The organism is Bacillus sp. SM2101 (assembly GCF_018588585.1).
Taxonomy (GTDB): Bacteria; Bacillota; Bacilli; order Bacillales; family SM2101; genus Nanhaiella; species Nanhaiella sioensis.
The window spans coordinates 175,896-197,968 of the sequence record NZ_JAEUFG010000009.1; the positions used below are offsets into that span (position 1 = coordinate 175,896).

At 33.7% G+C, this 22,073-nt stretch carries 25 protein-coding genes; 17 read left to right on the forward strand and 8 right to left on the reverse strand.

Annotated features, from left to right (window positions below):
• The first annotated feature begins 293 nt into the window (after window positions 1-293).
• The gene (locus tag JM172_RS11020) at window positions 294-452 is read left to right on the forward strand and encodes an LPXTG cell wall anchor domain-containing protein (RefSeq protein WP_214482350.1); all 159 of its coding nucleotides are present in this window, start codon (window positions 294-296) and stop codon (window positions 450-452) included.
• A 246-nt stretch (window positions 453-698) separates the two neighbouring features.
• Here the strand turns inward: JM172_RS11020 and JM172_RS11025 are convergent, their stop codons facing one another.
• The gene (locus JM172_RS11025) at window positions 699-899 is read right to left on the reverse strand and encodes a cold-inducible protein YdjO-related protein (RefSeq protein ID WP_214482351.1); all 201 of its coding nucleotides are present in this window, start codon (window positions 897-899) and stop codon (window positions 699-701) included.
• A gap of 325 nt (window positions 900-1,224) precedes the next feature.
• Between JM172_RS11025 and JM172_RS11030 the strand changes: the two genes are divergently transcribed.
• Window positions 1,225-2,145 (forward strand): DMT family transporter, encoded by a 921-nt coding sequence (locus tag JM172_RS11030; RefSeq protein WP_483297251.1) that lies wholly within the window; start codon window positions 1,225-1,227, stop codon window positions 2,143-2,145.
• 120 nt (window positions 2,146-2,265) lie between these two features.
• Here JM172_RS11030 and JM172_RS11035 read toward each other — a convergent pair whose 3' ends face one another.
• The gene (locus JM172_RS11035; RefSeq protein WP_214482352.1) at window positions 2,266-3,702 is read right to left on the reverse strand and encodes an NAD(P)/FAD-dependent oxidoreductase; all 1,437 of its coding nucleotides are present in this window, start codon (window positions 3,700-3,702) and stop codon (window positions 2,266-2,268) included.
• 366 nt (window positions 3,703-4,068) lie between these two features.
• Between JM172_RS11035 and sigY the strand changes: the two genes are divergently transcribed.
• The 6 genes from sigY to JM172_RS11065 all read left to right on the forward strand — a co-directional run bounded on the left by sigY (window position 4,069) and on the right by JM172_RS11065 (window position 7,800).
• Window positions 4,069-4,632: an RNA polymerase sigma factor SigY gene (gene sigY / locus JM172_RS11040; RefSeq protein ID WP_214482353.1), complete on the forward strand. Its 564-nt coding sequence runs from the start codon at window positions 4,069-4,071 to the stop codon at window positions 4,630-4,632.
• Window positions 4,586-4,927 carry a YxlC family protein gene (locus JM172_RS24770; RefSeq protein WP_214482354.1) on the forward strand — a complete coding sequence of 114 codons (342 nt, stop codon included), beginning with the start codon at window positions 4,586-4,588 and terminating at the stop codon, window positions 4,925-4,927. Before sigY ends, JM172_RS24770 begins: the two co-directional genes overlap by 47 nt.
• Window positions 4,924-5,142, forward strand: coding sequence for a sigma-Y antisigma factor component (locus tag JM172_RS11050; protein ID WP_214482355.1), 219 nt, complete (start codon window positions 4,924-4,926; stop codon window positions 5,140-5,142). The genes JM172_RS24770 and JM172_RS11050 overlap by 4 nt, the downstream gene beginning before the upstream one ends.
• Window positions 5,143-5,176: 34 nt before the next feature.
• Window positions 5,177-6,052 carry an ABC transporter ATP-binding protein gene (locus tag JM172_RS11055; protein WP_214482356.1) on the forward strand — a complete coding sequence of 292 codons (876 nt, stop codon included), beginning with the start codon at window positions 5,177-5,179 and terminating at the stop codon, window positions 6,050-6,052.
• A 13-nt stretch (window positions 6,053-6,065) separates the two neighbouring features.
• Entirely contained in the window at window positions 6,066-6,863 is a 798-nt protein-coding gene (locus tag JM172_RS11060; RefSeq protein WP_214482357.1) for an ABC transporter permease subunit, read from the forward strand.
• A gap of 661 nt (window positions 6,864-7,524) precedes the next feature.
• Window positions 7,525-7,800: a hypothetical protein gene (locus JM172_RS11065; protein ID WP_214482358.1), complete on the forward strand. Its 276-nt coding sequence runs from the start codon at window positions 7,525-7,527 to the stop codon at window positions 7,798-7,800.
• A gap of 325 nt (window positions 7,801-8,125) precedes the next feature.
• Here the strand turns inward: JM172_RS11065 and rarD are convergent, their stop codons facing one another.
• Both rarD and JM172_RS11075 read right to left on the reverse strand, forming a co-directional pair.
• Window positions 8,126-9,037: an EamA family transporter RarD gene (rarD, locus tag JM172_RS11070; RefSeq protein ID WP_214482359.1), complete on the reverse strand. Its 912-nt coding sequence runs from the start codon at window positions 9,035-9,037 to the stop codon at window positions 8,126-8,128.
• Window positions 9,038-9,251: 214 nt separating this feature from the next.
• Window positions 9,252-10,901: a M20/M25/M40 family metallo-hydrolase gene (locus JM172_RS11075; protein WP_214482360.1), complete on the reverse strand. Its 1,650-nt coding sequence runs from the start codon at window positions 10,899-10,901 to the stop codon at window positions 9,252-9,254.
• A gap of 462 nt (window positions 10,902-11,363) precedes the next feature.
• On the opposite strand from JM172_RS11075, the gene JM172_RS11080 reads away from it, so the two are divergent.
• From JM172_RS11080 to JM172_RS11090, 3 genes are all read left to right on the forward strand, one after another.
• Window positions 11,364-11,957, forward strand: a complete 594-nt coding sequence (locus JM172_RS11080; RefSeq protein ID WP_214482361.1) for a dienelactone hydrolase family protein — start codon at window positions 11,364-11,366, stop codon at window positions 11,955-11,957.
• Window positions 11,958-12,025: 68 nt separating this feature from the next.
• Window positions 12,026-12,190: a hypothetical protein gene (locus JM172_RS11085; RefSeq protein ID WP_214482362.1), complete on the forward strand. Its 165-nt coding sequence runs from the start codon at window positions 12,026-12,028 to the stop codon at window positions 12,188-12,190.
• A 221-nt stretch (window positions 12,191-12,411) separates the two neighbouring features.
• Window positions 12,412-12,630: a hypothetical protein gene (locus tag JM172_RS11090; protein WP_214482363.1), complete on the forward strand. Its 219-nt coding sequence runs from the start codon at window positions 12,412-12,414 to the stop codon at window positions 12,628-12,630.
• Window positions 12,631-12,851: 221 nt separating this feature from the next.
• Here JM172_RS11090 and JM172_RS11095 read toward each other — a convergent pair whose 3' ends face one another.
• The 3 genes from JM172_RS11095 to lexA all read right to left on the reverse strand — a co-directional run bounded on the left by JM172_RS11095 (window position 12,852) and on the right by lexA (window position 16,088).
• The gene (locus JM172_RS11095) at window positions 12,852-13,985 is read right to left on the reverse strand and encodes an alpha/beta fold hydrolase (RefSeq protein WP_214482364.1); all 1,134 of its coding nucleotides are present in this window, start codon (window positions 13,983-13,985) and stop codon (window positions 12,852-12,854) included.
• 181 nt (window positions 13,986-14,166) lie between these two features.
• Window positions 14,167-14,772 (reverse strand): TetR/AcrR family transcriptional regulator, encoded by a 606-nt coding sequence (locus JM172_RS11100; protein ID WP_214482365.1) that lies wholly within the window; start codon window positions 14,770-14,772, stop codon window positions 14,167-14,169.
• Between the two features lie 692 nt (window positions 14,773-15,464).
• Window positions 15,465-16,088, reverse strand: coding sequence for a transcriptional repressor LexA (gene lexA / locus JM172_RS11105; protein WP_214482366.1), 624 nt, complete (start codon window positions 16,086-16,088; stop codon window positions 15,465-15,467).
• Window positions 16,089-16,330: 242 nt separating this feature from the next.
• Between lexA and yneA the strand changes: the two genes are divergently transcribed.
• The 4 genes from yneA to tkt all read left to right on the forward strand — a co-directional run bounded on the left by yneA (window position 16,331) and on the right by tkt (window position 20,374).
• The gene (yneA, locus tag JM172_RS11110) at window positions 16,331-16,645 is read left to right on the forward strand and encodes a cell division suppressor protein YneA (RefSeq protein WP_214482367.1); all 315 of its coding nucleotides are present in this window, start codon (window positions 16,331-16,333) and stop codon (window positions 16,643-16,645) included.
• 12 nt (window positions 16,646-16,657) lie between these two features.
• The gene (locus tag JM172_RS11115; protein ID WP_214482368.1) at window positions 16,658-17,308 is read left to right on the forward strand and encodes a YneB family resolvase-like protein; all 651 of its coding nucleotides are present in this window, start codon (window positions 16,658-16,660) and stop codon (window positions 17,306-17,308) included.
• Between the two features lie 607 nt (window positions 17,309-17,915).
• On the forward strand, window positions 17,916-18,146 hold the full coding sequence (locus JM172_RS11120) for a DUF896 domain-containing protein (RefSeq protein WP_214482369.1): 231 nt from the start codon (window positions 17,916-17,918) through the stop codon (window positions 18,144-18,146).
• A 221-nt stretch (window positions 18,147-18,367) separates the two neighbouring features.
• Window positions 18,368-20,374, forward strand: a complete 2,007-nt coding sequence (gene tkt, locus JM172_RS11125) for a transketolase (RefSeq protein WP_214482370.1) — start codon at window positions 18,368-18,370, stop codon at window positions 20,372-20,374.
• 83 nt (window positions 20,375-20,457) lie between these two features.
• Here the strand turns inward: tkt and JM172_RS11130 are convergent, their stop codons facing one another.
• Complete coding sequence (locus JM172_RS11130) at window positions 20,458-20,880, reverse strand: YuzC family spore coat inner layer protein (RefSeq protein ID WP_214482371.1); 423 nt, start codon at window positions 20,878-20,880, stop codon at window positions 20,458-20,460.
• A 305-nt stretch (window positions 20,881-21,185) separates the two neighbouring features.
• Between JM172_RS11130 and sirA the strand changes: the two genes are divergently transcribed.
• A complete protein-coding gene (sirA, locus tag JM172_RS11135) occupies window positions 21,186-21,623 on the forward strand; it encodes a sporulation inhibitor of replication protein SirA (RefSeq protein ID WP_214482372.1) in 438 nt (145 codons plus the stop codon).
• A 185-nt stretch (window positions 21,624-21,808) separates the two neighbouring features.
• Entirely contained in the window at window positions 21,809-22,021 is a 213-nt protein-coding gene (locus JM172_RS11140) for a YneF family protein (RefSeq protein ID WP_214482373.1), read from the forward strand.
• The last annotated feature ends 52 nt before the right edge of the window (window positions 22,022-22,073 follow it).

A 22,073-nucleotide genomic window follows, 5' to 3' on the forward strand; every position in this document is an offset into this window, starting at 1 on the left:
TAATTTTGTCGCAATGCAACAGGAATGCTTAGGAAAATATTAGTATGATACTTTAAAATTATTTAGGGTACGTAAAAATCATTATAAATCGTATAATAGATGTTATAATAAAGTGCAAAAAATAGAAGGTGGATTAATATTTATTAATACATAAATGAAAAGCTCTTTTTGAACGGCACGGTGGATTTACATGCAGCTGAGAGCATGCACTTTTAGACTAGGTATCGATTTTAATAGAAAAAATGTATGAATGGGAATAGTGCTTCATAAAGCTTGGGGAGGAGATGGAATTGATGAAAACAAATATTATTCAGCAAAATCATAATATCACTTATATAGGGTTTTTCCTTCTTTCTATCATATCATTGATATCTTTGCGTAAATTTAGAAAAATCGAGAGCAAAAGACTTGAAATGAAAGAAAAAATAGCTGAATTTCATGGGAGAATTTAAGTTAATTGTAAAGAGTGTTGGAGATTGCTACCTATGAAGGTGGTGGTTTTTCTACCAGGAGATTAGTGGCTTAAGTCAATTTGTGACAGTCCTTGGACGATTTCATGTTTCAATCAATCCCGTGCCATCATTGTCATATTAGGTCACCTGATGATGGCACGGATCGTAATTGTGGCTACAAACTATGCTTATAGAAATGGTTTGTTAATGGTTAATATGGTTCGTTGATAGATAATATTATTGAGGTTATGAAATAATGGAGTTATTAGGAACGATTTCCAACTCTTTAAATGCCATCTCCATCTCACTATTACAAGCGGGGCAAGTAGTTTGGTCTTTACTTCTAAAATTATCTCGTACCCAACAATTACACAACTCAGATGAGCATACCCATATTTTTGTTTCTTCTGTTTCAATTTCTTTGATAACCTTTTTGCCAAATACCATCCAATCAACCTCCTAAGTGATGTAACAAGAGAAGCCATCCGATTTTGGATAGCTCCATTTGTTCAGGAAACGATTTACTTTCTAAAACAATTCGTCCAAAATTTAATATATGCAATTTTTAATAAAACATTCATGAAAAATAACAAGTAATCTTGAAGTAATCGAGATTATCGTTAATACTTGTACATTACTTTAATTTTTATTATTTTGCAAATTTTACAATGCTTTTGAAATTATTTATAATTAATATTTAATGTCAGTCAGAGTATATAGTGCATTTCCAATAGAAATAAACTAAAGTCGGACAAAAAGGAGAGCATTGTTAGTGAAGACAAAGTTTTCGAGATCAAAGAAATCTGCAGCAATGGTTGGCATGATTGTAGCTATGAGTATTTTTGGATCTATTGGATTTGTAGCTGCAAAAACTGGACTTCATGCGTTTGAATTAGTTTTTGTGCGATGTGTTTTTGCTTCAATTTTTTTAGGCGTATTTTGGTTATTAACAGGAAAATTCGCTTCGGAAAAGTGGAACAAACATGAAGTAAAACAAATTATTTTTTGTGGTCTTATATTAGTGCTAAATTGGGTGTTTCTTTTTAAAGCATTCGAAATGATGCCTGTCACTGTTGCTGTATCAATTTATTATTTAGCCCCTGTGATTGTTTTACTGTTTGGTAGTCTTTTTTATAAAGAAAAGTTAACTGTTGTGACTGTATTAACGATAAGCGTCTGCTTTCTAGGAACAATGCTCGTTTCGGGTTTAGGAACTAATACACCATTTGGCCAATTACTTTCATCTGGTCTCATTTGGGCATTTTTAGCAGCTGTGTTATATGCTTTTCTTACACTATTAAGCAAAAACATTCGCCAATTAAGTTCATATGCAGTGACTGTCATTCAAACAACACTCGGCGCGATTTTGTTATTACCTCTTGTTAATTTTGAAGCGTTTATGGGGTTAGAAACAAGTAATTGGATTGCTGTAACACTCATTGGATCACTCCATACAGGTGTTGTCTATTTTTTGTTTTTTGGAAGTGTGAGACATCTATCAGCAGGTTTAATATCAGCGTTAGTTTTTTTAGATCCAATTGTAGCCATTTTACTCGATACAATGATTACAGGTTTTCGACCTAGCTTTCTACAAATGATTGGAATTGTGCTTACATTTATCGGCATGGCGATTACTTTAATGTTGTCACAAAATAAACGATCTGCAAAGGTGGATGAGTCTGCAGCATCATAACAAAATTCGTAGTTCAAACATTAAAAAGACAAATAATAGCAACGAGGAAAACCACATGGGTTATATTGATGCCCATGTGGTTTTAAAAAAGTAGTTACTTGATATTATTAAACTACTGAACTATTTAATTGTTTCAATAATATCACGGGCAATCCATACACCACATGCACCAGCTTGAGCAAGACCACGAGTGATACCAGCCCCATCACCACCAACATAAAGTCCATCTATTTCTGATTCAAACTTATTATTAAGATTCGGTCGTGCTGAATAAAACTTTGCTTCAACTCCGTAAAAAAGTGTATGTTCAGATGCAAGACCAGGAGTAACGTGGTTAAGTGCTTCTGTCATCTCTATTAAACTTTTCATCGTGTTATAAGGTAATACAAGACCTAAATCTCCAGGTACGGCCTCTTTTAAAGTTGGTTCTAAAAATCCTTCCTTCATTCTTTTTTCAGTTGAGCGGCGACCTTTTAAGATATCACCATACTTTTGAACGATAATCCCGCCGTTTGATAAACGGTTTGCTAATCTAGATACTTCGTGTGCAAACTCATTTGGTTGATCAAATGGTTCAGCAAATTTATGTGATACGAGTAGAGCGAAGTTAGTATTGCTACTTCCTAAGTTAGGATCTTTGTACGAATGTCCATTAGCTAGCATGATCCCTGAATGGTTTTCGACAACAACATGACCAGATGGATTACTACAAAACGTCCGAACGGTTGTTCCTACAGAAGAATTGAATACAAATTTACCCTCATATAAATGTGTATTAATTTCCTCCATAACTATATCTGATGTCTCAACCCGAACACCGATATCTACTTGGTTATTTATCATGTTGAGTCGTCGTTTTCTAAATATATTTGATAGCCACGCGGAACCGTCACGTCCAGGAACAATAACGACTTTTTTTGATGTTATAATTTCACCGTTCGTAAGTTCGATTCCTTTCACCGTATGATGACCGTCACTCTTCTCTGTAATGATATCGGCAACTTCAGTTTTAAATTTCATCTCTATTTTTCTTTTTAAGTATTCATAAATACTTTGTAGTATTTGAAGGTTTTGTTCTGTTCCAAGGTGACGAACTTGAGCACGTAATAATTTTAAACCTGCTGCATAACCTCTTTTTTCAATGTCACGAACCTTGGAAGTTAATGGGTCTGTAATTGTTTCTGTAGCTCCGTGTTGTAAGTTAATTTGATCAACATATTTTATAAGATCAACAACTTCAGAATTAGGCAGGTAATCTGTCATCCATCCACCAAATTCACTTGTAATATTAAATTTTCCATCAGAGTATGCTCCTGCTCCACCGAACCCGTTTGTTATTGAACATGCTGGTAAACAACCTGAAAAATCTTTCTTTCCAGCTGGTGGAGGGCATTTTTGGATTTTTTTCTCTAGAATTGGACAATGTCTACGGTATATATCGTGACCTTTATCTATTAATAGGACATTGGCATGAGGCATTTTTAACGAAATTTCATAACTAGTAAAAATACCAGCTGGTCCTGCACCGACAATAATTACATCATAATCAAAATTCATGAGAAATCCTCCATTGACTTTATATTGTGAATTTACAAATATTATTTTTTTGCTCTAACCAGAGGATAATATAACAATTATTTAAATAGATGTCAACTAAATCACGAATAATATAAAATAAATTAATAAAAATGTTCGTAAAAATACAACGTTATTTCAAGAGTACTTTAATCGTTTTAATCTTAAGCTAAAGATTTGTTTATAATATGTATAGGCAGTGAATAATCATAGTTCACTGTCATCTAAATATACTTTTCAAAATTATTACGCATTTATGTAAGGTTTTTTGAACGAATCTATCATGTATAGCGTATTATTATTGACTCGAAGGTTGGGGTGTTTGGGTTCCCATGAAGGAGGGTGGGTATGCAGGAACAGGAATTGATAGAGAATGCAAAACGAGGAGATTCACAAGCTTTTGCAATATTATTTCAACATCATTATCCCTTTTTAGTAAAGTATTTAATAAAAGTCACAATGAATTACAATTTGGCAGAGGAACTTGCTCAAGAAACGATGACAAAATGCATAGAAAAAATAAGGTTATACAATGGGAAGTCGGCTTTTTCTTCGTGGCTCATTTCTATCGCTACAAATGTTTATATAGATCAATGTAGAAAAAACAAACGTGAAAAAAAATGGCTTGAACAAATGCAAGCTTTGCGGGAAATGAGATGGCAGTTTGAAACTCAAAATGAGGAGTGGGCTGATGTTAATCAAGCATTGGGACAATTAGCTAGTAATTATCGAATCCCGATTGTACTAAAGCATTATTATGGATATACGTATGAAGAAATATCAAAAATGCTTAATATATCAGTAGGTACGGCTAAATCACGTATTCATTATGGTATAGATAAGATTAGAAGGGAGTTGAAAATTAGTGACGAAAAACAAAGTAACACACATCGACGACAAAAAAAGCTATAAGAGCACTGTGGAAGAGGTTAATAAAGGCTTAGCAAGTATCGATCATCAGTTCTCAATCGAAACACCAGATTTAAACTGGCTTGAACAAAAAATAATAGCGGATAAATTAGCTTTGAGAAAGAAATTTATACGAGATATACTCATATACATTTTGATAATCTTGACCGTAGGCTCCGGGTTAATTGTGATATTAACTCAATCGCCAGAAATTTTTGTTGCATTACAACTTGTTGTCACTGCCATCCTTCCAATTATCGTTTATTTTACAAAAGATAAGCAGGTGGCTGATGGATGACTAGCGAAGAATTAGTTGTTATACCAATTGTAGCCATCATACTAATTACTCAAAGTACCTTGTTATTTTTTGACGCAAGAAGACATGGGCATAACTATTGGCTGTGGGGAATCATTGGGTTAATACAAGCCCCTATGCCATCTTTATTTTATGTGCTATTTGTGAGGAGAGGTGGATACTATTTTAATAAGAGAAATAAAAAGCACAAAAAGTGAAATGTTTTCTCATTAATAGAAAGAGGGGAATACCGTGAATGCCATTCAGATGGATAATTTAACGAAGTTTTTTGGTAAAAATCGAGGAATTGAAAATGTTACCTTAGAAGTAGAAGAAGGAGAAATATTTGGATTTATTGGACCTAACGGCGCAGGGAAAAGTACAACCATCCGTACATTATTAAACTTAATATATCCTACGAAAGGAAGTGCTACTGTTTTCGGAATGGATGTAGTAAAAGATTCGAAAGAAATTCGTAAAATAATTGGTTATCTTCCTTCAGAGGTACATTACTACGATGATATGAAAGCCAAAGATCTACTTCAATATTCTTCGAAATTTTATAAACTAGATGCTACAGCTAAAATTAATGAATTAGCGGCAAGGTTAGATTTAGATTTAACGAGAAAGGTCGAAGATTTGTCATTTGGGAATAGAAAAAAAGTAGGAATAATCCAAGCTCTTCTTCATCAACCGAAGCTATTAATTTTAGATGAACCTACAAGTGGATTAGACCCGTTAATACAACAAACGTTCTTTGATTTACTTCATGAGTTAAGGAATGATGGAACAACTATTTTTTTCTCATCGCATTATTTAGGTGAAGTACAAAAAATGTGTGATAGAGTAGGAATTATTAAAGAGGGAAGGGTATTGAAAGTAGAACAGATTGAACAGCTCCGCCATAATCAATTTAAAAAAGTCTCAATTCTGTTCTCTGAACATCCGCCTCAAGGCTTGGACTTAGAGGGTGTTATTAATCAAGAAGTAGTTGGTGATGAAATGCATTTTTTATATAGTGGTAACGCGACTGCGCTAATTAAACAATTATACAATTTCAAATTAAGAGATATTAACATTGAGGAACCTTCATTAGAGGAAGTGTTCATGCACTATTATGAGAATTGAGGGGAGAAAAGCAATGTTATTCAAAAGGGAGTTTGCAAAAGCACAGAAAGCATTATGGATTTGGATAGCAGTTCTCGGAGGGTTAATCATAATGATGCTAAGTATGTACCCTTCATTTGCTGAGCAGCAAGAAACATTAGACCAATTGTTAAATGCTTACCCAGAAGCTATGCTTCAGGCATTTAACATGGATCAATTTAGCTTGCATACGGTTCTTGGATTTTATGCTATTGAAGGCTATTTGTTTACAACATTGTTCGGAAGTATATACGCGGTCCTACTAGCTTCTAGTATTCTCGTTAAAGAAGAAAGTGAGAAGACAGCAGAATTTTTGCTTTCTAAACCGCTAACTCGAACGGAGGTTGTAGGACAAAAATTATGCGCTGTGTTATTATCTTTAATAGTCTTTAATATAGCATTGTCGTTAATCACATACATTGGTTTTACGATTGCAGGTGATGAGCCTATAGAATCAACAACATTTTTTCTAATCACCATAGCACCTTTTCTACTACATTTAACATTTGCGGCAATAGCATTTTTCATATCTAGTGTGATGAAAAAATCGAGAAATATAATCTCCATATCGCTAGGTATTGTATTAATTTCATACTTTTTAGATATCATATCTGGCATTTCAGATAAATTTGACGCAATAAAATATTTTACACCGTTCGAATATGTTGATTCTGCCTCAATCATGATTGATAACACGATAAAACCTCTGTACTTGATAATTATGCTCTTAATCATAACAGTGAGTTTCTTAGGGGCATTTACTGTTTATCGAAAAAAAGATATTGCCTCGTAACCTTATATTTATAAAAAAGCATAACCCTTAAAAATGTTACCCTCATTAATGAGGAGTAATGTTTTTTTGTTTAGCATGCATTTGCAATAACAGTTGTTTCTCGTACTAAGAAGTTAACGCCTCAACTACGGTTCATAACATTTTTTTCTAAAACCTATTAATCTAAAATTACGACGTTCGTTTGTTGTACAATGGTAACTAAATTTACGGAAAACGTTATTATGTAATAAAATACCATTAAAAAATAACGAATAGACTATGATATTATTAAAAGTAAAGGCTTTTTTCGCATTAATTGATTGTTACTTTTGAGATAAAAGTATGTATACATCTATTTTTTCGGACCTTTTCTAGTTTCAAGACTATTGATCTAGCAACAAAGTTTAAGAGAAGAGCCTAACTATAAAAAGCTAATAATCTAAGGATTTATAGAATGGTAGGAGGGCAGCTTACATAATTTAAGGCTAGGCTATTTCAGATTGGGGCTTTTCCTACTAAGATATAAGCACGTATACGTGGCATCTTTTCTACTTTTTACTTATTGAACTCTCACAAAATTCATCATACCGTCCATTTTTATAAAAATAGCCTAATTTTATTTCGAAGAATGTTAACCGAAAAAATTTCTTAAAAAAATGTTAATGATGGAGTTGAAAATAGATTGACTAAAATACTAAAACAAATATATAGGATATTGAAAGTAGCTTTGCTAGTTTTCGGGAGTGTCGAGTTAGTATTCGGCAGACCGTTTTTAGGAGTTCTGTCTATGGGGGGATGGTTCTTAATTGATGGAGTTGAAAAAATAATACAAAATTTTAGAGAAGGTAATAGAAGAGGCATCATATTTAATGTGATATTTTTATGTGTGATCATAGGTTTTTTTTGGTGGCGGGGCTATGATATTTATCATTGGTACCATTTTGATTACAGATATTAGATTCAATGAATTAACCCACATAAAAAACGCTTTTGATGCAAACTTCTTCCATGGCTGAATAAAGTTAAATATGTAAAAAAGTATATATTAAGCTTGTATGCTAATTATCTAGCAATAGAAACAGGTGCGTATATTCAATTACCTGTTTCTATTTGTCAGTTGTTATGATGGCTGTTTTACAATGATGATTGTTTTTCTTAGACATAAACACGAAAGCAACTCTCACTGGAGATACCTTTTCTTCATTAAACTTAGATGAATGGCGTGAAGATTCAGCTAGTTATAATAGTATAAAAGCTTAGCGCACAAAGTCTTGAATTAATGTTCACGCACGTAGAGTTTTCTTCTCTGTTTGTTTACCAAGATGTAAATTTGAAGCTGTATAAATAACAAGACCACACCAAATGGACGTAAAGCTTGCTAGGTGAACTTTTGTAAATTCTTCTTTAAAAATAAACACCCCAATTAATAAACTTATTGTAGGAGCTAAGTATTGAAAAAAACCATTCATTGATAATGGAATGCGTTTTACTCCCTCTGCAAAGCATAGTAATGGTATCGCTGTTGCTACTCCACTTCCAATTAATAATAACACTGTGCTGAAAGAACTCGACAAGAACACGCTTGTGCCTTGTGCTTGTATCGTTCCAAGATAGATGAAAGCAATTGGAGTAACGATAGAGGTCTCTATTGCGAGACCGAACAGTGAGTCCAGTTTAACTAATTTTTTGGCTAACCCATATAAGGCAAAGGATAGTGCCAATGATAATGCAATCCAAGGGACCTTTCCATATTGCAACGTTAATATTCCTACACCTATCCCCGCAAAGAGAACAGATATAATCTGCCATTTTGTTAATTTTTCCCGTAAGACGAGTACACCGAGTAATACACTTAAAAGGGGATTAATATAATAGCCCAAACTAGCCTCAATAAGGTGGTCGGTATTTACCGCCCAAATGTATATAAACCAGTTTCCACTTACTAAAACCCCTGCAAGAAATACAGCTGCCAATTTCTTCGGTCGATTTAGTAATGAATTAAACTCTTTTTTAAAATTCATAAATCTATTTTTAAAGATAATAATTGATAAAACAAATATAAAGGACCAAATAATTCTGTGAGCGAGTATCTCACTAGCAGGAACATGCTCAATCAATTTCCAATATAATGGCAGTATTCCCCAAAGCACATACGCTATAATTGTATAAGAGACTCCAACCTTAGTTTGCTTCAAAGTATATCACTCATTTCACTTAAGAATATTTTCTATTGTAGTCAACAGCAGTGAAATGTGCAATAAAAGAATTCTACGTTTTAATGTTTTTGTTCTGTTATAAAACATTCCAGAAAATTAAACGACATGAACCCGATCACGTAACCTCTTTGGAATGATGGTATATATCTAGTTCATCTTTTTGAAGACTTTTCGGCAGAAGGAGAAAATACATTTAACAACCTTGATCAGACTTCGAGTAATCAAATAATCTTTGGATACAGTATGGGAACAACTCCAGCAACGTGTCACAAGTATAATTAACATCTAATCTCTCTGTCCATTTATGAGCATCTCGTCCTATTGGTCCAACATTTAATACAGGTATATCTAATTGCTTTAAATCTTCAATTGGCAGTGAATATCCATGATCCCAAAGTGGGAAATTAGCAATTAATGGTTGAATGGATGATGGTGAATGTTGGAGTCCGACATAGCTTAAATCGGATATACCATTAAAAAACAGCACTTGCTGAAATAGTATGTTGTGCATACGGTTAGCATGGATATTTAAGTCTGACATAACTTGTTGAATCATTGGATGTTCATGGGAATAGACAGCTGGATAGAAGGGTGGAGCAAAAAAGAGAACGATCATTGGTGATAAATGTTTACATAAAGAAGAAAGTTGATCAACTATAGTAATAGAAAGCTCTCGATCATCTAGATTTTGCTTATGCTGTTCGAATATTTCTTGATGCAATGCTTCAATTCTTTTACTTCCGTACCTTTCTTTTGCGTATGTAACGAGCTCTTCATACGTATAAACTTTTACATGTAGGGAAGGTGTTTCAGAATTTGTTAATGCTGCAAAGCTGCTAGCTTTATCAACAAATGATTGTTGGATACGTAAGGCAGCTGTATCCGTAATTTTTTTTAATTCGTCTGTAAGTTTATTCATTGGTTTTTTAAACATGAATACATTAAAGAGCGTCACAGCTTTATTTGTTACTTGTACAGAGTATTCTTTTTGTAGGTCATGTTGAATAAGGGCAGTTGGTGGAGGGGTTACTTCATTATTTATTTTTTCACAAAGAATTGTATTTAACTCTAATTCATCGTTAATGATTGAAGCCATGTAATTGGCATTTAGTCCTGAAAATGGCTCGCCAACATGTGTTTCTTTGCCATAACAAAAAAATCCGGGCAAAACTTTGCCAATTGTTCCGGTATAAAGATATTTTGTTTGATCGCCTGGAAAACGTGAAAACATCGGTTCCGAATTGAGTACAGCAGTATATGTTAATTTGTGAGTATCTGCTAATTCAAGAAGGGTAGGTATAGCAGCTCTCATACCTACAGAATTCACTTCCTCATCAGGAACTGTTAGCAATAAAATATTTCCATCAAAATCCCCGTTACATGCTAACTCAATCATTGCCATGTGCATAGCCAGGCCACATTTCATATCCATCGTACCTCTTCCGAATAACCAATCCCCAGTTTCCAAATCATCGCTTACTTCTTTTGCCATTTCAAATTTGTGTTTATAGAAATATGCTGTTAACTTTTTCGCATCAAAGGCAAGGTGATGGAGGTTGCCGTAATCAGCAACGTCAACGACGTCAAAGTGGCTAAGGAGAATGACGGTTTTTTTACATTTGTCAGACCTTTTAACTAGAGCCGACGCAAAATAACGTCCATCGTCTGTTGCATGTAAGGTTATATGGTCTTTGTGATTTTGAAAATAGGGTAGTGACTCGAGTTCAGATATTACAAATTGTGGTAACCATGTTTCTGCTTGAGAACCAGTAACACTAGGAATACTTACAAGCTGGCAAAGAAGATCTATGAATTGCTGCTTTGATTGCCATTTTTTACTCATATGATTATCCCTCCACTTACTTTATGGAATAGTTAATTATAATTAATCTTTAAAAACTATTGAACACTCAAATTTTTGTAAAAAAGCCAGCCTAATTAAAGTTGTTAATTATTCTACTAGAAAAATTTACAAATTAATAGACTATTATTTAATTTTATCAAAGTTACAATAAGGTAAACAGAATGAACCCATTATAGAAAATACGCTCAATAATTAATCAATTAAAGATTTTTTCTAATTACAAATCCGAACAATTGAGGAGTCTATATGTTGTAGAAAAGGTTCTGTACGAACATTTTTTAACTATTGTTAACAAACAAATGACATCATTAACAAGTAGGTTATAAGGTTGTCATCGTTATAAAGAAAAGAATACGCTCTGCATTTATGGTTAAGTGTGCAATGTATGAGCACAATTATACATTGAAGAAATTAGGTCAATAATTATTAGGGGTAAAGTAAATGATTTCTTACAAAAATAAATCAGACAAATTAGTGATCGTTGTTCATGAAATATACGGCGTAAATGAGCATATGAGACATATTTGTAAAGAACTATTCAATAAAGGCTTCGATGTGATTTGTCCCAATTTGTATAGTGAAAACAATCAATTTCATTACGATGAGGAGAAATTGGCTTATCACCATTTTGTTAATAAAGTCGGATTTGCTAGAGCAGCTACCTACGTTAAGGCACTTTTAAAAAAATCTAGGCAGGAATACAGTAAAATCTTTATTCTTGGTTATAGTGTAGGTGGGACAGTCGCATGGCTGTGCAGTGAAGACCAGAATTGCGATGGAGTTATTAGTTATTACGGTTCAAGGATAAGGGACTTTATTGACATGATCCCAGCTTGTCCCACACTACTAATTTTCCCAGAGAATGAAAAATCATTTCATGTCGATCAATTGATTACTAAACTAAACGATAAAGAAAAAATCACCATTAAAAAATATAGAACAAATCATGGATTTAGCGATAACAACTCAGAGAACTATTGTGAATTATCTGCTAAGCATGCATTTAATGAATTGTTACGCTTTATAAGTAGTTAATAAGAAAGGGTCTTCGAAAACTTTGTTGCATTTTTTCACCTACATTTGAGCAACTGGATGAGTATGATATGATTTTTATAGTCTTTAAAGAAGATAAGGTGCCGAACGTGTTTAGCGCTTATTATAAGGCGCTTTTTGTAAACTTTGTTCCTATAGTTCCTAAAACAGATGATAAAGATACTGTTTTACTCAACAGTCATCGTTTTATAGAAGAAGCTTGTCTCGAATACTAGTTTTATACGAGTTATATTTTGTTACGCAAACTACATTCTATACAAAAACCAGCCTGTTATGAAAATCTACAATTAATGTGAAAACAGCCAATAGAAAAATCTGAACTAGGTAGAAATGTTAATGTATTGCTGTTTCAATCCGCATTCTTTGCCAAAATCATGAAACTTCCTACTATTTTTATTCGTATATTATATATATAACTAAATTTGGGGGAGTTTGTATGAAATTTATAATATTTGGGTTTATCTTGTTAGTTATTATTATTGCCATTACTGCGATTAGTACTGGAAATGCTAACAGAACAAAACATCGTATTCATAAGACAAGTTCATCAACTAGTAGTAACAATGATGGAAATGGTGTAGGCTTATATTCATCTGATTACGGTCATGGCGACAGTGGGGGCAGTGGTGACAGCGGAGGAGGAGGGGGAGAATAAATAAAACTAACTGTATTTTTAAATAAAGGCCCATAAACGAGGTTTTATATGTTAGTCATCGTTGTACAGAAGAAAAAATGCTAAGAATTTCTAGTTGAAACGTGTTCTTTCTTAATACGAAAAACAACTTAAATTATAAACCCATTAACTGATTTATATTAGTTAATGGGTTTTCTTCAGCAGGTTAGCTTTATCTTTATTTTTCTAATCCTACAAAATTGTTATTCTTTTTCATTTAACCAATTTGCCATGACTCTGAGAGCAAGGCCGAAATTTCCCACCTGACAGTGATTATGAGCATGATCATCTCTAGTGAAGATTCTTTCAGTTATAGACTTTGCATTCGTTAAAGCTTTTACTTGAATATCGTGCATTTTTAGCGGTATAAAATGATCTTCTGACCCTGTTAATATTAATACATCTTGTGTAACGTGTTCTGATTTTAAATGTGCAGCATTGAATTCTAATAATGCCATGCCACCATCTAACGGAGTATCAGTTTTAGTAATATAAATTAAATTATCGGTTCCCCATTTTTCTTGCGGCATCATCTTCATTTTTACATCAGCCATCCAATACATTAATTTAGGATGTTTGAAAAGCCATAAAGCAAACTTCTCAATAATAGGTGGGGGGATTTTCATGTAGTCGTAGGCTATACTAAGAGCAATCACTCGTTTAATTCGCTGTTCATGCGCAGCTGCTCTGAAGCAAAGCCAGCCACCCATGGACACACCTAATAAGGTTACGTCATTTAACTTAAAGTAATCTAGAACGGCTTTTGTTGGTTTTTCCCATTCATAACTAAGTGCTAAGCCAGATTTTTTTAAGGCACCACCTTGCCCTGGACCTTCAAATAATATGACCTCATAGTTTAAATGTGCAAAATAGCTTGCCATTGAGTATAGCTCTTCCATAAATGAATCAAATCCACCATGAATGACAATTGTTCCTCTGGCATTTTTATTGTTAGAAGGTAGTCTCATTGCAGGTAAGTATACATTTTCGTAGGGTATGTTATAACGTTCAATATCATGTTCAACAAACAGGTCATTATAAAACATTTCAATGAATGTATCATACAGTCTTAATTTATCTGGGTCATTCGGATGAGTAAAAAATTCTGCAGCCCTGTAATAAAATGTTCCATTCATTATGCGTTTTTCATCAATAGCTTTTTCAGCCTGCTTTATCATTTCCTCCTTCCAATCTTCTAACTTTTTTATTCTGGTAGCTGCATCCACCATGTCTTCTTTTCGTGTGTATCCCATTGAATACCACCGATTCATTTGATAGTCTATAATTTTTGTTTTATGAAAATCATGGTATCCTACAGGATAATCAAATTGGGCCATATAATAACTCTCCTTTTCAAATTAAGCTCGTTATTTTGAAAAATAATTGAATGCAGAAAGGAACCATTACTTCAACGATGCACAGATGTAGCATATACCTTACTCCAAATTATCAGTTAGTCAGGTAGAGACTTAAATCTTCACCTACTTTGCTGATGTCAACATGTGATGGTTAAGATCATTATTGATCTGTCAGGCCATTTTTAAGGAAATCAATTAAGTGGTTTAGACTTGACTCATAGTGATCAGGCTTTGACATATCCGCTACATCCACAATATTAGTGAACAAGAAACCAATTAGTGATTGGACGAATTCCAGTGGTAGTGTCTGCCTAATTTCACCTTTGTTATAGGATGCTTCAATGAGCTTGTTCATTTGGTCATTATCCTGAAAATTATGCCTTGTCAACGCCTTTTCGTATATGGGAGTTCCTTTTTCTTTAATAAAGCTGTTTGCAAAACGATTAATATCTGGATATTCATTGGCAAATTGCATTCCAATTCTGATTTGTGTTTTAAATATCGAAAAAATGTCTTTGGAATAATCACTTGGATTCATAACCTTGACAAGGAATAGTTGCTTTTTTTGAATCAACATGTCTATGAGATTTAAGTAAAGATCTTCCTTGTTGTTAAAATGGTAGTAAAATGAGCCCTTACTCATATTCGCTGTCTTCAAAATATGATTTAATGAGGCTTTGTCATAGCCTTTTTCCACAAATTCATTTAATGCTGCTTGCATTAACGCATCTGAATGTTCGAATTCTTTATTAAATCCTCGCGTCAATTACATCATCTCCTACAAGTTTTTAATCTTAATCGTTAACTCTGTTCGTAAACTTTGTTGTTATAGTTCTTTATCCTGAAGATAAAGAATACCATCGTTTTATATGAGAATAGATGGCACGAAATCTAGCTGTATTCGTGTTTATTAGTGCAAAAAAACACGCTATGCTGAAATAGCCTGATAGTTAATGCTGCTTGCTTATTATATATATTAGACCGAATGGTCTAGACCGTCAAGTCTAATCTCGGGATAACAAGCATAAAATTGGTGGCATAGTGGGGGATATGAGAAAAAGTGACTAAGAAAATCATTGAATGATAAATTTAAACTAAAGACTTTTTGCTTGAATTTTGTTTTTTTACTAAAAATGGACAGTATTATGAGTTTTATAGGAGCTAGAAAAGGTGTCTTGAACGCTAGATATATACGTGTGTATATCTTAAAAGTAAAAACAGCAACCATTGTGAAAATAGCCAATCAAAATGAATTCGGAGGGAGCTTACAATATGACAAAAAAATCCTTAGCTCAGAGGTTCTAAGCTAAGGATTGGATTATAATATGAGATCGTATGAATACATTAAAAAGCATTGTGGACTGCTAACCTGTATGTTAATCAAACTGATTGGAACAACCTTTTAAAAGAGACTGTTTGTCAAAGAATAGATCATACATTCGTTATGTACAATAGTGTTTAATGGATGGTACGATACACCCCGATTACTTTTCCTAATATAGCTACATTACGAAGAATAATAGGTTCTAAAGTTGAGTTTTCTGGCTGAAGTCTTATATAGTCTTTTTCTTTAAAAAATCTTTTTACTGTTGCCTCGTCATCCTCTGTCATTGCAACAACGATATCTCCATTTGAAGCAGTTTGTTGTTGCCGAACAATGACGTGATCCCCATCTAATATACCGGCCTCAATCATGCTATCTCCCATTACTTCAAGCATAAATACATTTTCGTCAGGGGATACAAGTTTATCAGGAAGAGGGAAGTATTCTTCAACATTTTCAATTGCTGTTATTGGTTGACCAGCTGTTACCTTTCCTATGATCGGTACATTCATGACGTTATTTTTTGGGATTACATCAGCAGGATCTAAATCTAATATTTCAATTGCTCTAGGTTTCGTTGGGTCTCTACGGATTAGTCCCTTACTTTCTAAACGAGATAAATGACCATGAACTGTTGAGCTTGAAGCTAGCCCTACCGCTTCTCCAATTTCTCTAACAGAAGGTGGATATCCCTTTGATTGTACTTCTTGTTTTATGAAATCTAGTATGTCTTGTTGCCTTTTCGATAATTTTGCCATCGTTAGCACCTCATTATAATAATCTTTTCTATTGTTAGCATGTATACCCGTTCATAACATTTAAAAATTAAGATCATCTATTAATACTGTAAGGATATACTAGAAAGATTTTACTTTCATTCATTATAGCACGACTTGTTATGTATAACAAACGTAAGTTCGTAAAAATGTTGACATAAAACATTTGTTCGTATACAATAACTAAAAACGAACAAGTATTCTGTTAATCAGGGGGACTTATTATGAAACAATCTAAAATTTACTATATCTTGTTTTTTACTGTTTTTATCGGCTTTGCTTTTGCACTAATTACTTCTTATAAGGATATCGAGAAAAATGATTACATTACTATTAAAGTAGAAGATGGAGATACACTTTGGGATATTGCGTCCGAGTATAGTAACAGTCACGATTTATCAATCAATGACTTTATCAGTTGGGTAGAGGATGTAAATCAAATAGCTCCTGATAGAATTTTTTATGGTGATGAAATTTATATTCCAGTGTTAAAATCAGAAGGTAATAAAATGTATGATACTTATGCAGTTAACAATTAATCGGAGGTAGAAATGGAAAAAGCAATAATATATTGTCGTGTTAGTACAAATAAGCAAACACAGGAGACATCATTAACACGTCAAAAGGCAGAATTACTCCAGCTTGCAAACAGTTACCATTTTGATGTAAAGAAAGTGGTTGTAGAAAGGGCAAGCGGATATGACATGGATAGAGATGGCATTTATGAGTTATTGAATGTAATTAAAGAACAGCATATCGATGCCCTTTTAATACAAGATGAGACGAGGCTAGGTAGGGGTAATGCAAGAATAGCTTTGCTGCATTTTATTTTAAAGGAAAGAGTTAAAATATACACAGTTCATCATAATGGAGAGTTACAATTGTCAGAAGCTGATTCCATGATGTTGGAAATTGTTAGCATTGTTGAGGAATATCAACGGAAAATACATAATTTAAAAATTAAACGGGGAATGAAACGAGCTATCGAAGAAGGATATAGACCTGAGAGAAATTTAAAAAACATCCATGTAAGCTCAGGTAGAGAAAGAAAGGAAATACCTATTGAGGAAATCATAAGGTTACGACAAAATAATCTCACGTTTTCAGATATAGCGGCAACATTACGTGGTCTTGGATTTGATGTGTCAAAAGCAACGGTACATCGACGTTATAAAGAATATATGCATAATAATTTAGAGTAGATGGCTAACAATAGAATGAACGAATGCTGTAGTATACAAGTTACAATTGTATACTTTTATTACGTTGTTATTGAAAGGCACTTTTCGTAAGCTTTGTTACTATTATTATTACTTTAGTACCAAGAAAAGTGGCTTTACATGTTAGTCATCGTTGTAGAGAAGAATAGATGCCACAATCTGCAGTTGAGTCTAAATATAAAAACAATCATCAATGCGAAAACAGCCTTTCGAAACTTGGTAGCTATTATAATAAAGGAATAGACAGTAAGACGGAGTTTTGATTGGGTCCCCAAAATTATAAGTAGAGAAGGTACGACAAAAGCTAGATGTATACGTGATTAATTCTTAGTCTGAAAAGCAACAGTCTGTATGAAAATAGGCTATTAAAATGACACTATTGGCAATATCATTGTATTCAACTAAAGTGGAAGGTTAAAACGTAATTATTAGCCGATTGACAATGTTTTCAGAGAAGAAAAAATCCAGCAATTGCTAATTGTATAAGTCTTTAGTTTTTTGTACTAAAACAAAACCGTTGAAAATGAAGCTCTCTTCTTGTAATATGTACAGAACATAATATCCTATTGAATAGAAAGGGAGCATTGACGTGTTATCAAATGAAAAAATTAATCGTATTAACTATTTGTCAAAAAAATCTAAATCATCTGGGTTAACGGATGAAGAAAAACGTGAACAACAGGATTTACGCAAGGAATATATTCAATCGTTTCGTAATTCGATGGAAAATACTTTACATTCAGTAAAAGTAGTAGATAAAGAAGGAAATGATGTTACGCCTACAAAATTAAAAAAGAGTAAGAATAGCCGTTTTCATTAAGGCTAGAGTTATTACCATTCGTAAATTTTTATTTTATAATCTTCCTAAATTATAAGCTGAATGAAGGAAGTTTAAGGATACATCATTTTATGTATGGTTTTTTGTACATACTAAGAAAAGATGTTTTCTTGAACAAAATGTATCTTTTTTTCACAATGTATGTACATTTGTTCATTTTGAATATATGATATGTACTATAATGATTGAAAGGGTGGTATTTTATGTCACTTAATATTGATGATTTATCTATTGCTGCAATCAGAACTTTATCGATTGATGCAATTGAGAAAGCTAACTCAGGACATCCAGGCATGCCGATGGGAGCTGCTCCTATGGCATATACGTTGTGGACTAAATATATGAACCACAACCCGTCTAATCCTCAATGGTTTAATCGTGATCGCTTTGTATTATCAGCTGGGCACGGATCAATGCTATTATATAGCTTATTACATTTAAGTGGTTATGACGTAACGATGGATGATATTAAAAATTTCCGTCAATGGGGAAGCAAAACACCAGGGCATCCAGAATATGGGCATACTGCTGGAGTTGAAGCAACAACAGGGCCACTTGGTCAAGGTATCGCGATGGCTGTTGGTATGGCTATGGCTGAAAGACATATGGCATCTACATATAATAAAGATACATTTAATGTTGTAGACCACTACACATATACAATTTGTGGTGACGGTGACTTAATGGAAGGTGTATCAGCTGAGGCGGCATCGCTAGCAGGTCACCTTAAGCTAGGACGTCTAGTTGTGTTATATGATTCAAACGATATATCTTTAGACGGCGACCTCGATAAGTCATTCTCTGAAAGTATCAAAAACCGTTACCAATCATACGGCTGGCAGTATATTCGTGTTGAAGATGGTAATGATATACAAGAATTATCGCAGGCTATTGAAGAAGCGAAGGCAGATACTGACCATCCAACGATGATTGAGATTAAAACAGTCATTGGCTACGGAGCACCTAATAAGTCAGGTAAGTCGGCAGTACATGGATCTCCACTAGGTGCAGATGAGTTAAAGTTAACGAAAGAGGCTTACAACTGGACATTTGAAGAAGATTTCCATGTACCGTCTGAAGTGTACGACAATTTCTCTGCTACTGTGAAAGATGCTGGTAGTAAAACAGAAGATGAATGGAACCAAATGTTTGCTCAGTATAAGGAGCAATACCCTGAGTTAGCAGCACAACTAGAAGCAGCTATTACAGGGAAACTTCCAAATGGTTGGGAAAAGGAGTTACCAACTTATGAGGAAGGAAGTAGCTTAGCGACAAGATCCTCTTCTGGTGAGGTATTAAATGCTATTGCTAATAGTGTTCCACAATTTATAGGTGGATCTGCTGATCTAGCAGGATCTAATAAAACAATGATTAAAGAGTCAAATGACTTTATGCCAAATTCATATGGAGAAAAAAATATATGGTTTGGTGTACGTGAGTTTGCCATGGGAGCTGCTCTAAACGGTATGACACTTCATGGTGGTGTGAAAGTATTTGGTGGGACTTTCTTTGTATTTTCTGATTACTTGCGTCCTGCCATTCGCTTAGCAGCTTTAATGAAATTACCAGTAACGTATGTATTTACGCACGATAGTATTGCTGTTGGTGAGGATGGACCAACTCACGAGCCAGTTGAACAGCTACCAGCCCTACGTGCAATGCCAGGTCTATCAGTCATTCGACCGGGTGATGCCAATGAGACAGCTGCAGCTTGGCAGGTGTCAATTGAAGCTACTGATAAGCCACACGCACTTGTGCTTACACGTCAGAACTTACCGACTTTACCAAACACGAAGCGTGATGCATATGAAGGTGTAAAACGAGGAGCATATGTTGTGTCTCCAACAAATAATGACAATGTAGATGCATTGCTCTTAGCATCTGGCTCAGAGGTTAGTCTAGCTGTTGAGGCGCAGAAGTCATTAGCTAATGATGGCATTCATGTATCAGTTGTTAGTATGCCATCTTGGGATCGTTTTGAAGAACAACCACAAGAATATAAAGATGCTGTTTTACCTAAAAACATTAAAAAACGTTTAGGAATTGAAATGGCTTCTTCATTAGGATGGGAAAGATATACTGGCGATGAAGGTGAAATTATAGCGATCAATCAGTTTGGCGCATCTGCACCTGGAGAAAAAATAATGGCAGAGTATGGTTTTACAGTTGAAAATGTAGTTAACAAAGTAAAGAACTTATTACAAAAATAAGCAAAAGAGGGCCTTTTTTCAAGGGCTCTTTTTTTTAGGCTGTTTTCGCAGACATTTTTTTCTTTTAGAATAGGAACGATAGCTTAACTTCTCCAACGCAAAATAATACTTAAATGGCAACAATCAATTTCACTAGTTGCTAAAATAAAAGTGATTGTAATACCATCTGGATTAAATGAACATTCAACTTCTGAAGTAATCCCTGTTGATTTAATTAATTGTTCAACTTTATTTAACTGAGACTCTTGAGCGGCGGTCATGACCTGATGTGCAAATTCCTTAGAGTAAGCAATTTTATTTAGAACTAAAGCGGCCTCACTCATCAACTTTTGCATTTCTTTTGCGGATTTACTAAACATTGTAGTGTCAACAGGAGGAAATTGTCTGTTGTTATATGGGTGTCGACTAGTATGGTTTATATGATAGTCGTTAAGGCATGGAGGGGAATTATATATTATTTGATAATGGTATGCACTAGGATCACAATTACCTTTGGGGTTAAACACCTTATCATACCTCCTTCAATCTTTCTGTTAAGCTATTTTCGCTTGGTCGTCGTTTTCGCATTAATTGTTATATTACACGAATTGTATGCATGTTTTTTGTTTTAGAAGGAAAAACATTTATCTATGTGTAAGTAGCTTTCAACTTTTATATTATACGCTCATAAATAAAATAGGTGATTATCATTAAAAGAGAGATTAGACAGAATTCGGCAAAACAAGTGGTTCATTTTTGCGGAATAAGACAATAATTTAAATAAGACAAGTCTATAATTAAATTAAATATGTAGGATAAGGGAGGGAACTTTGTGAGACACTATCGTATTTATTTAATTGAAGAACAATTTGCTAAGCATTATTTTGGACGAGAGAAAATGCTATTACAGCTGTTTGTAGATTATGAACATGCTAATGGTGCAAGAAAACAATTACTAAAAAAACAAATTGAGTATATAACTCAACCAATTCCTACTCAAACAATCCACAAATTATTGGTGAAACAACTACACAACCAGAACGATAATAACTCTCATCGTAAGGTTCATTCCATATTATTGCCTGATAACAAAAGCTATGCAAAATTAGTCGTATATGAAGAATACATGCAATTAACTGCTGAAGGAAGCTATGAAGCTGAAGCTGTATTTTTTGAGATAATAAGAAAATTCGACCCATGTTTCTTAGCAATGGATATACAGCTCGATCGGTATGGCTGGTTAAAACCAGTTAAAATGAATGCTCTATAGTAATGTTAGTGAATCTTTCATTACCATTATTGTATATATAATATTTTGAATATTCTGTAAAAAATAATAAAATGACATGTTTTTTATAAAAATTACTTCTTATTGAGACTTTTGTGCTTAACTATTGTATAATCGTATTTGGTTTAGTACACTGTAATGTAGACAATTTGAAGGAGGAAAATAGTATGTGGGAAATAGTTCTATGGGTATCTTTAGGTTTAATTGCTGGAGTTGCTCTAGGATTTTTCATAGCTCGAAAATATATGATGAACTATCTTAAGAAAAATCCACCTATTAATGAACAAATGTTGAAAGTGATGATGGCGCAAATGGGTCAAAAGCCATCACAAAAGAAAATTAATCAAATGATGAAAGCAATGAACAACCAAATAAAATAAAGTTGTAAGGCACTCAAATGGTTGGGTGTCTTTTTATGAATTCGATTACAAA

What these genes read in the sequence shown, in the direction of transcription:
- JM172_RS11020 (WP_214482350.1), top strand. Translation starts at nt 294, where the DNA reads ATGAAAACAAATATTATTCAGCAAAATCATAATATCACTTATATAGGG.
- JM172_RS11025 (WP_214482351.1), bottom strand. Translation starts at nt 899, where the DNA reads ATGGTATTTGGCAAAAAGGTTATCAAAGAAATTGAAACAGAAGAAACA.
- JM172_RS11035 (WP_214482352.1), bottom strand. Translation starts at nt 3,702, where the DNA reads ATGAATTTTGATTATGATGTAATTATTGTCGGTGCAGGACCAGCTGGT.
- sigY (WP_214482353.1), top strand. Translation starts at nt 4,069, where the DNA reads ATGCAGGAACAGGAATTGATAGAGAATGCAAAACGAGGAGATTCACAA.
- JM172_RS11050 (WP_214482355.1), top strand. Translation starts at nt 4,924, where the DNA reads ATGACTAGCGAAGAATTAGTTGTTATACCAATTGTAGCCATCATACTA.
- JM172_RS11060 (WP_214482357.1), top strand. Translation starts at nt 6,066, where the DNA reads ATGTTATTCAAAAGGGAGTTTGCAAAAGCACAGAAAGCATTATGGATT.
- JM172_RS11075 (WP_214482360.1), bottom strand. Translation starts at nt 10,901, where the DNA reads ATGAGTAAAAAATGGCAATCAAAGCAGCAATTCATAGATCTTCTTTGC.
- JM172_RS11080 (WP_214482361.1), top strand. Translation starts at nt 11,364, where the DNA reads ATGATTTCTTACAAAAATAAATCAGACAAATTAGTGATCGTTGTTCAT.
- JM172_RS11085 (WP_214482362.1), top strand. Translation starts at nt 12,026, where the DNA reads ATGATTTTTATAGTCTTTAAAGAAGATAAGGTGCCGAACGTGTTTAGC.
- JM172_RS11090 (WP_214482363.1), top strand. Translation starts at nt 12,412, where the DNA reads ATGAAATTTATAATATTTGGGTTTATCTTGTTAGTTATTATTATTGCC.
- JM172_RS11095 (WP_214482364.1), bottom strand. Translation starts at nt 13,985, where the DNA reads ATGGCCCAATTTGATTATCCTGTAGGATACCATGATTTTCATAAAACA.
- lexA (WP_214482366.1), bottom strand. Translation starts at nt 16,088, where the DNA reads ATGGCAAAATTATCGAAAAGGCAACAAGACATACTAGATTTCATAAAA.
- yneA (WP_214482367.1), top strand. Translation starts at nt 16,331, where the DNA reads ATGAAACAATCTAAAATTTACTATATCTTGTTTTTTACTGTTTTTATC.
- JM172_RS11115 (WP_214482368.1), top strand. Translation starts at nt 16,658, where the DNA reads ATGGAAAAAGCAATAATATATTGTCGTGTTAGTACAAATAAGCAAACA.
- tkt (WP_214482370.1), top strand. Translation starts at nt 18,368, where the DNA reads ATGTCACTTAATATTGATGATTTATCTATTGCTGCAATCAGAACTTTA.
- JM172_RS11140 (WP_214482373.1), top strand. Translation starts at nt 21,809, where the DNA reads ATGTGGGAAATAGTTCTATGGGTATCTTTAGGTTTAATTGCTGGAGTT.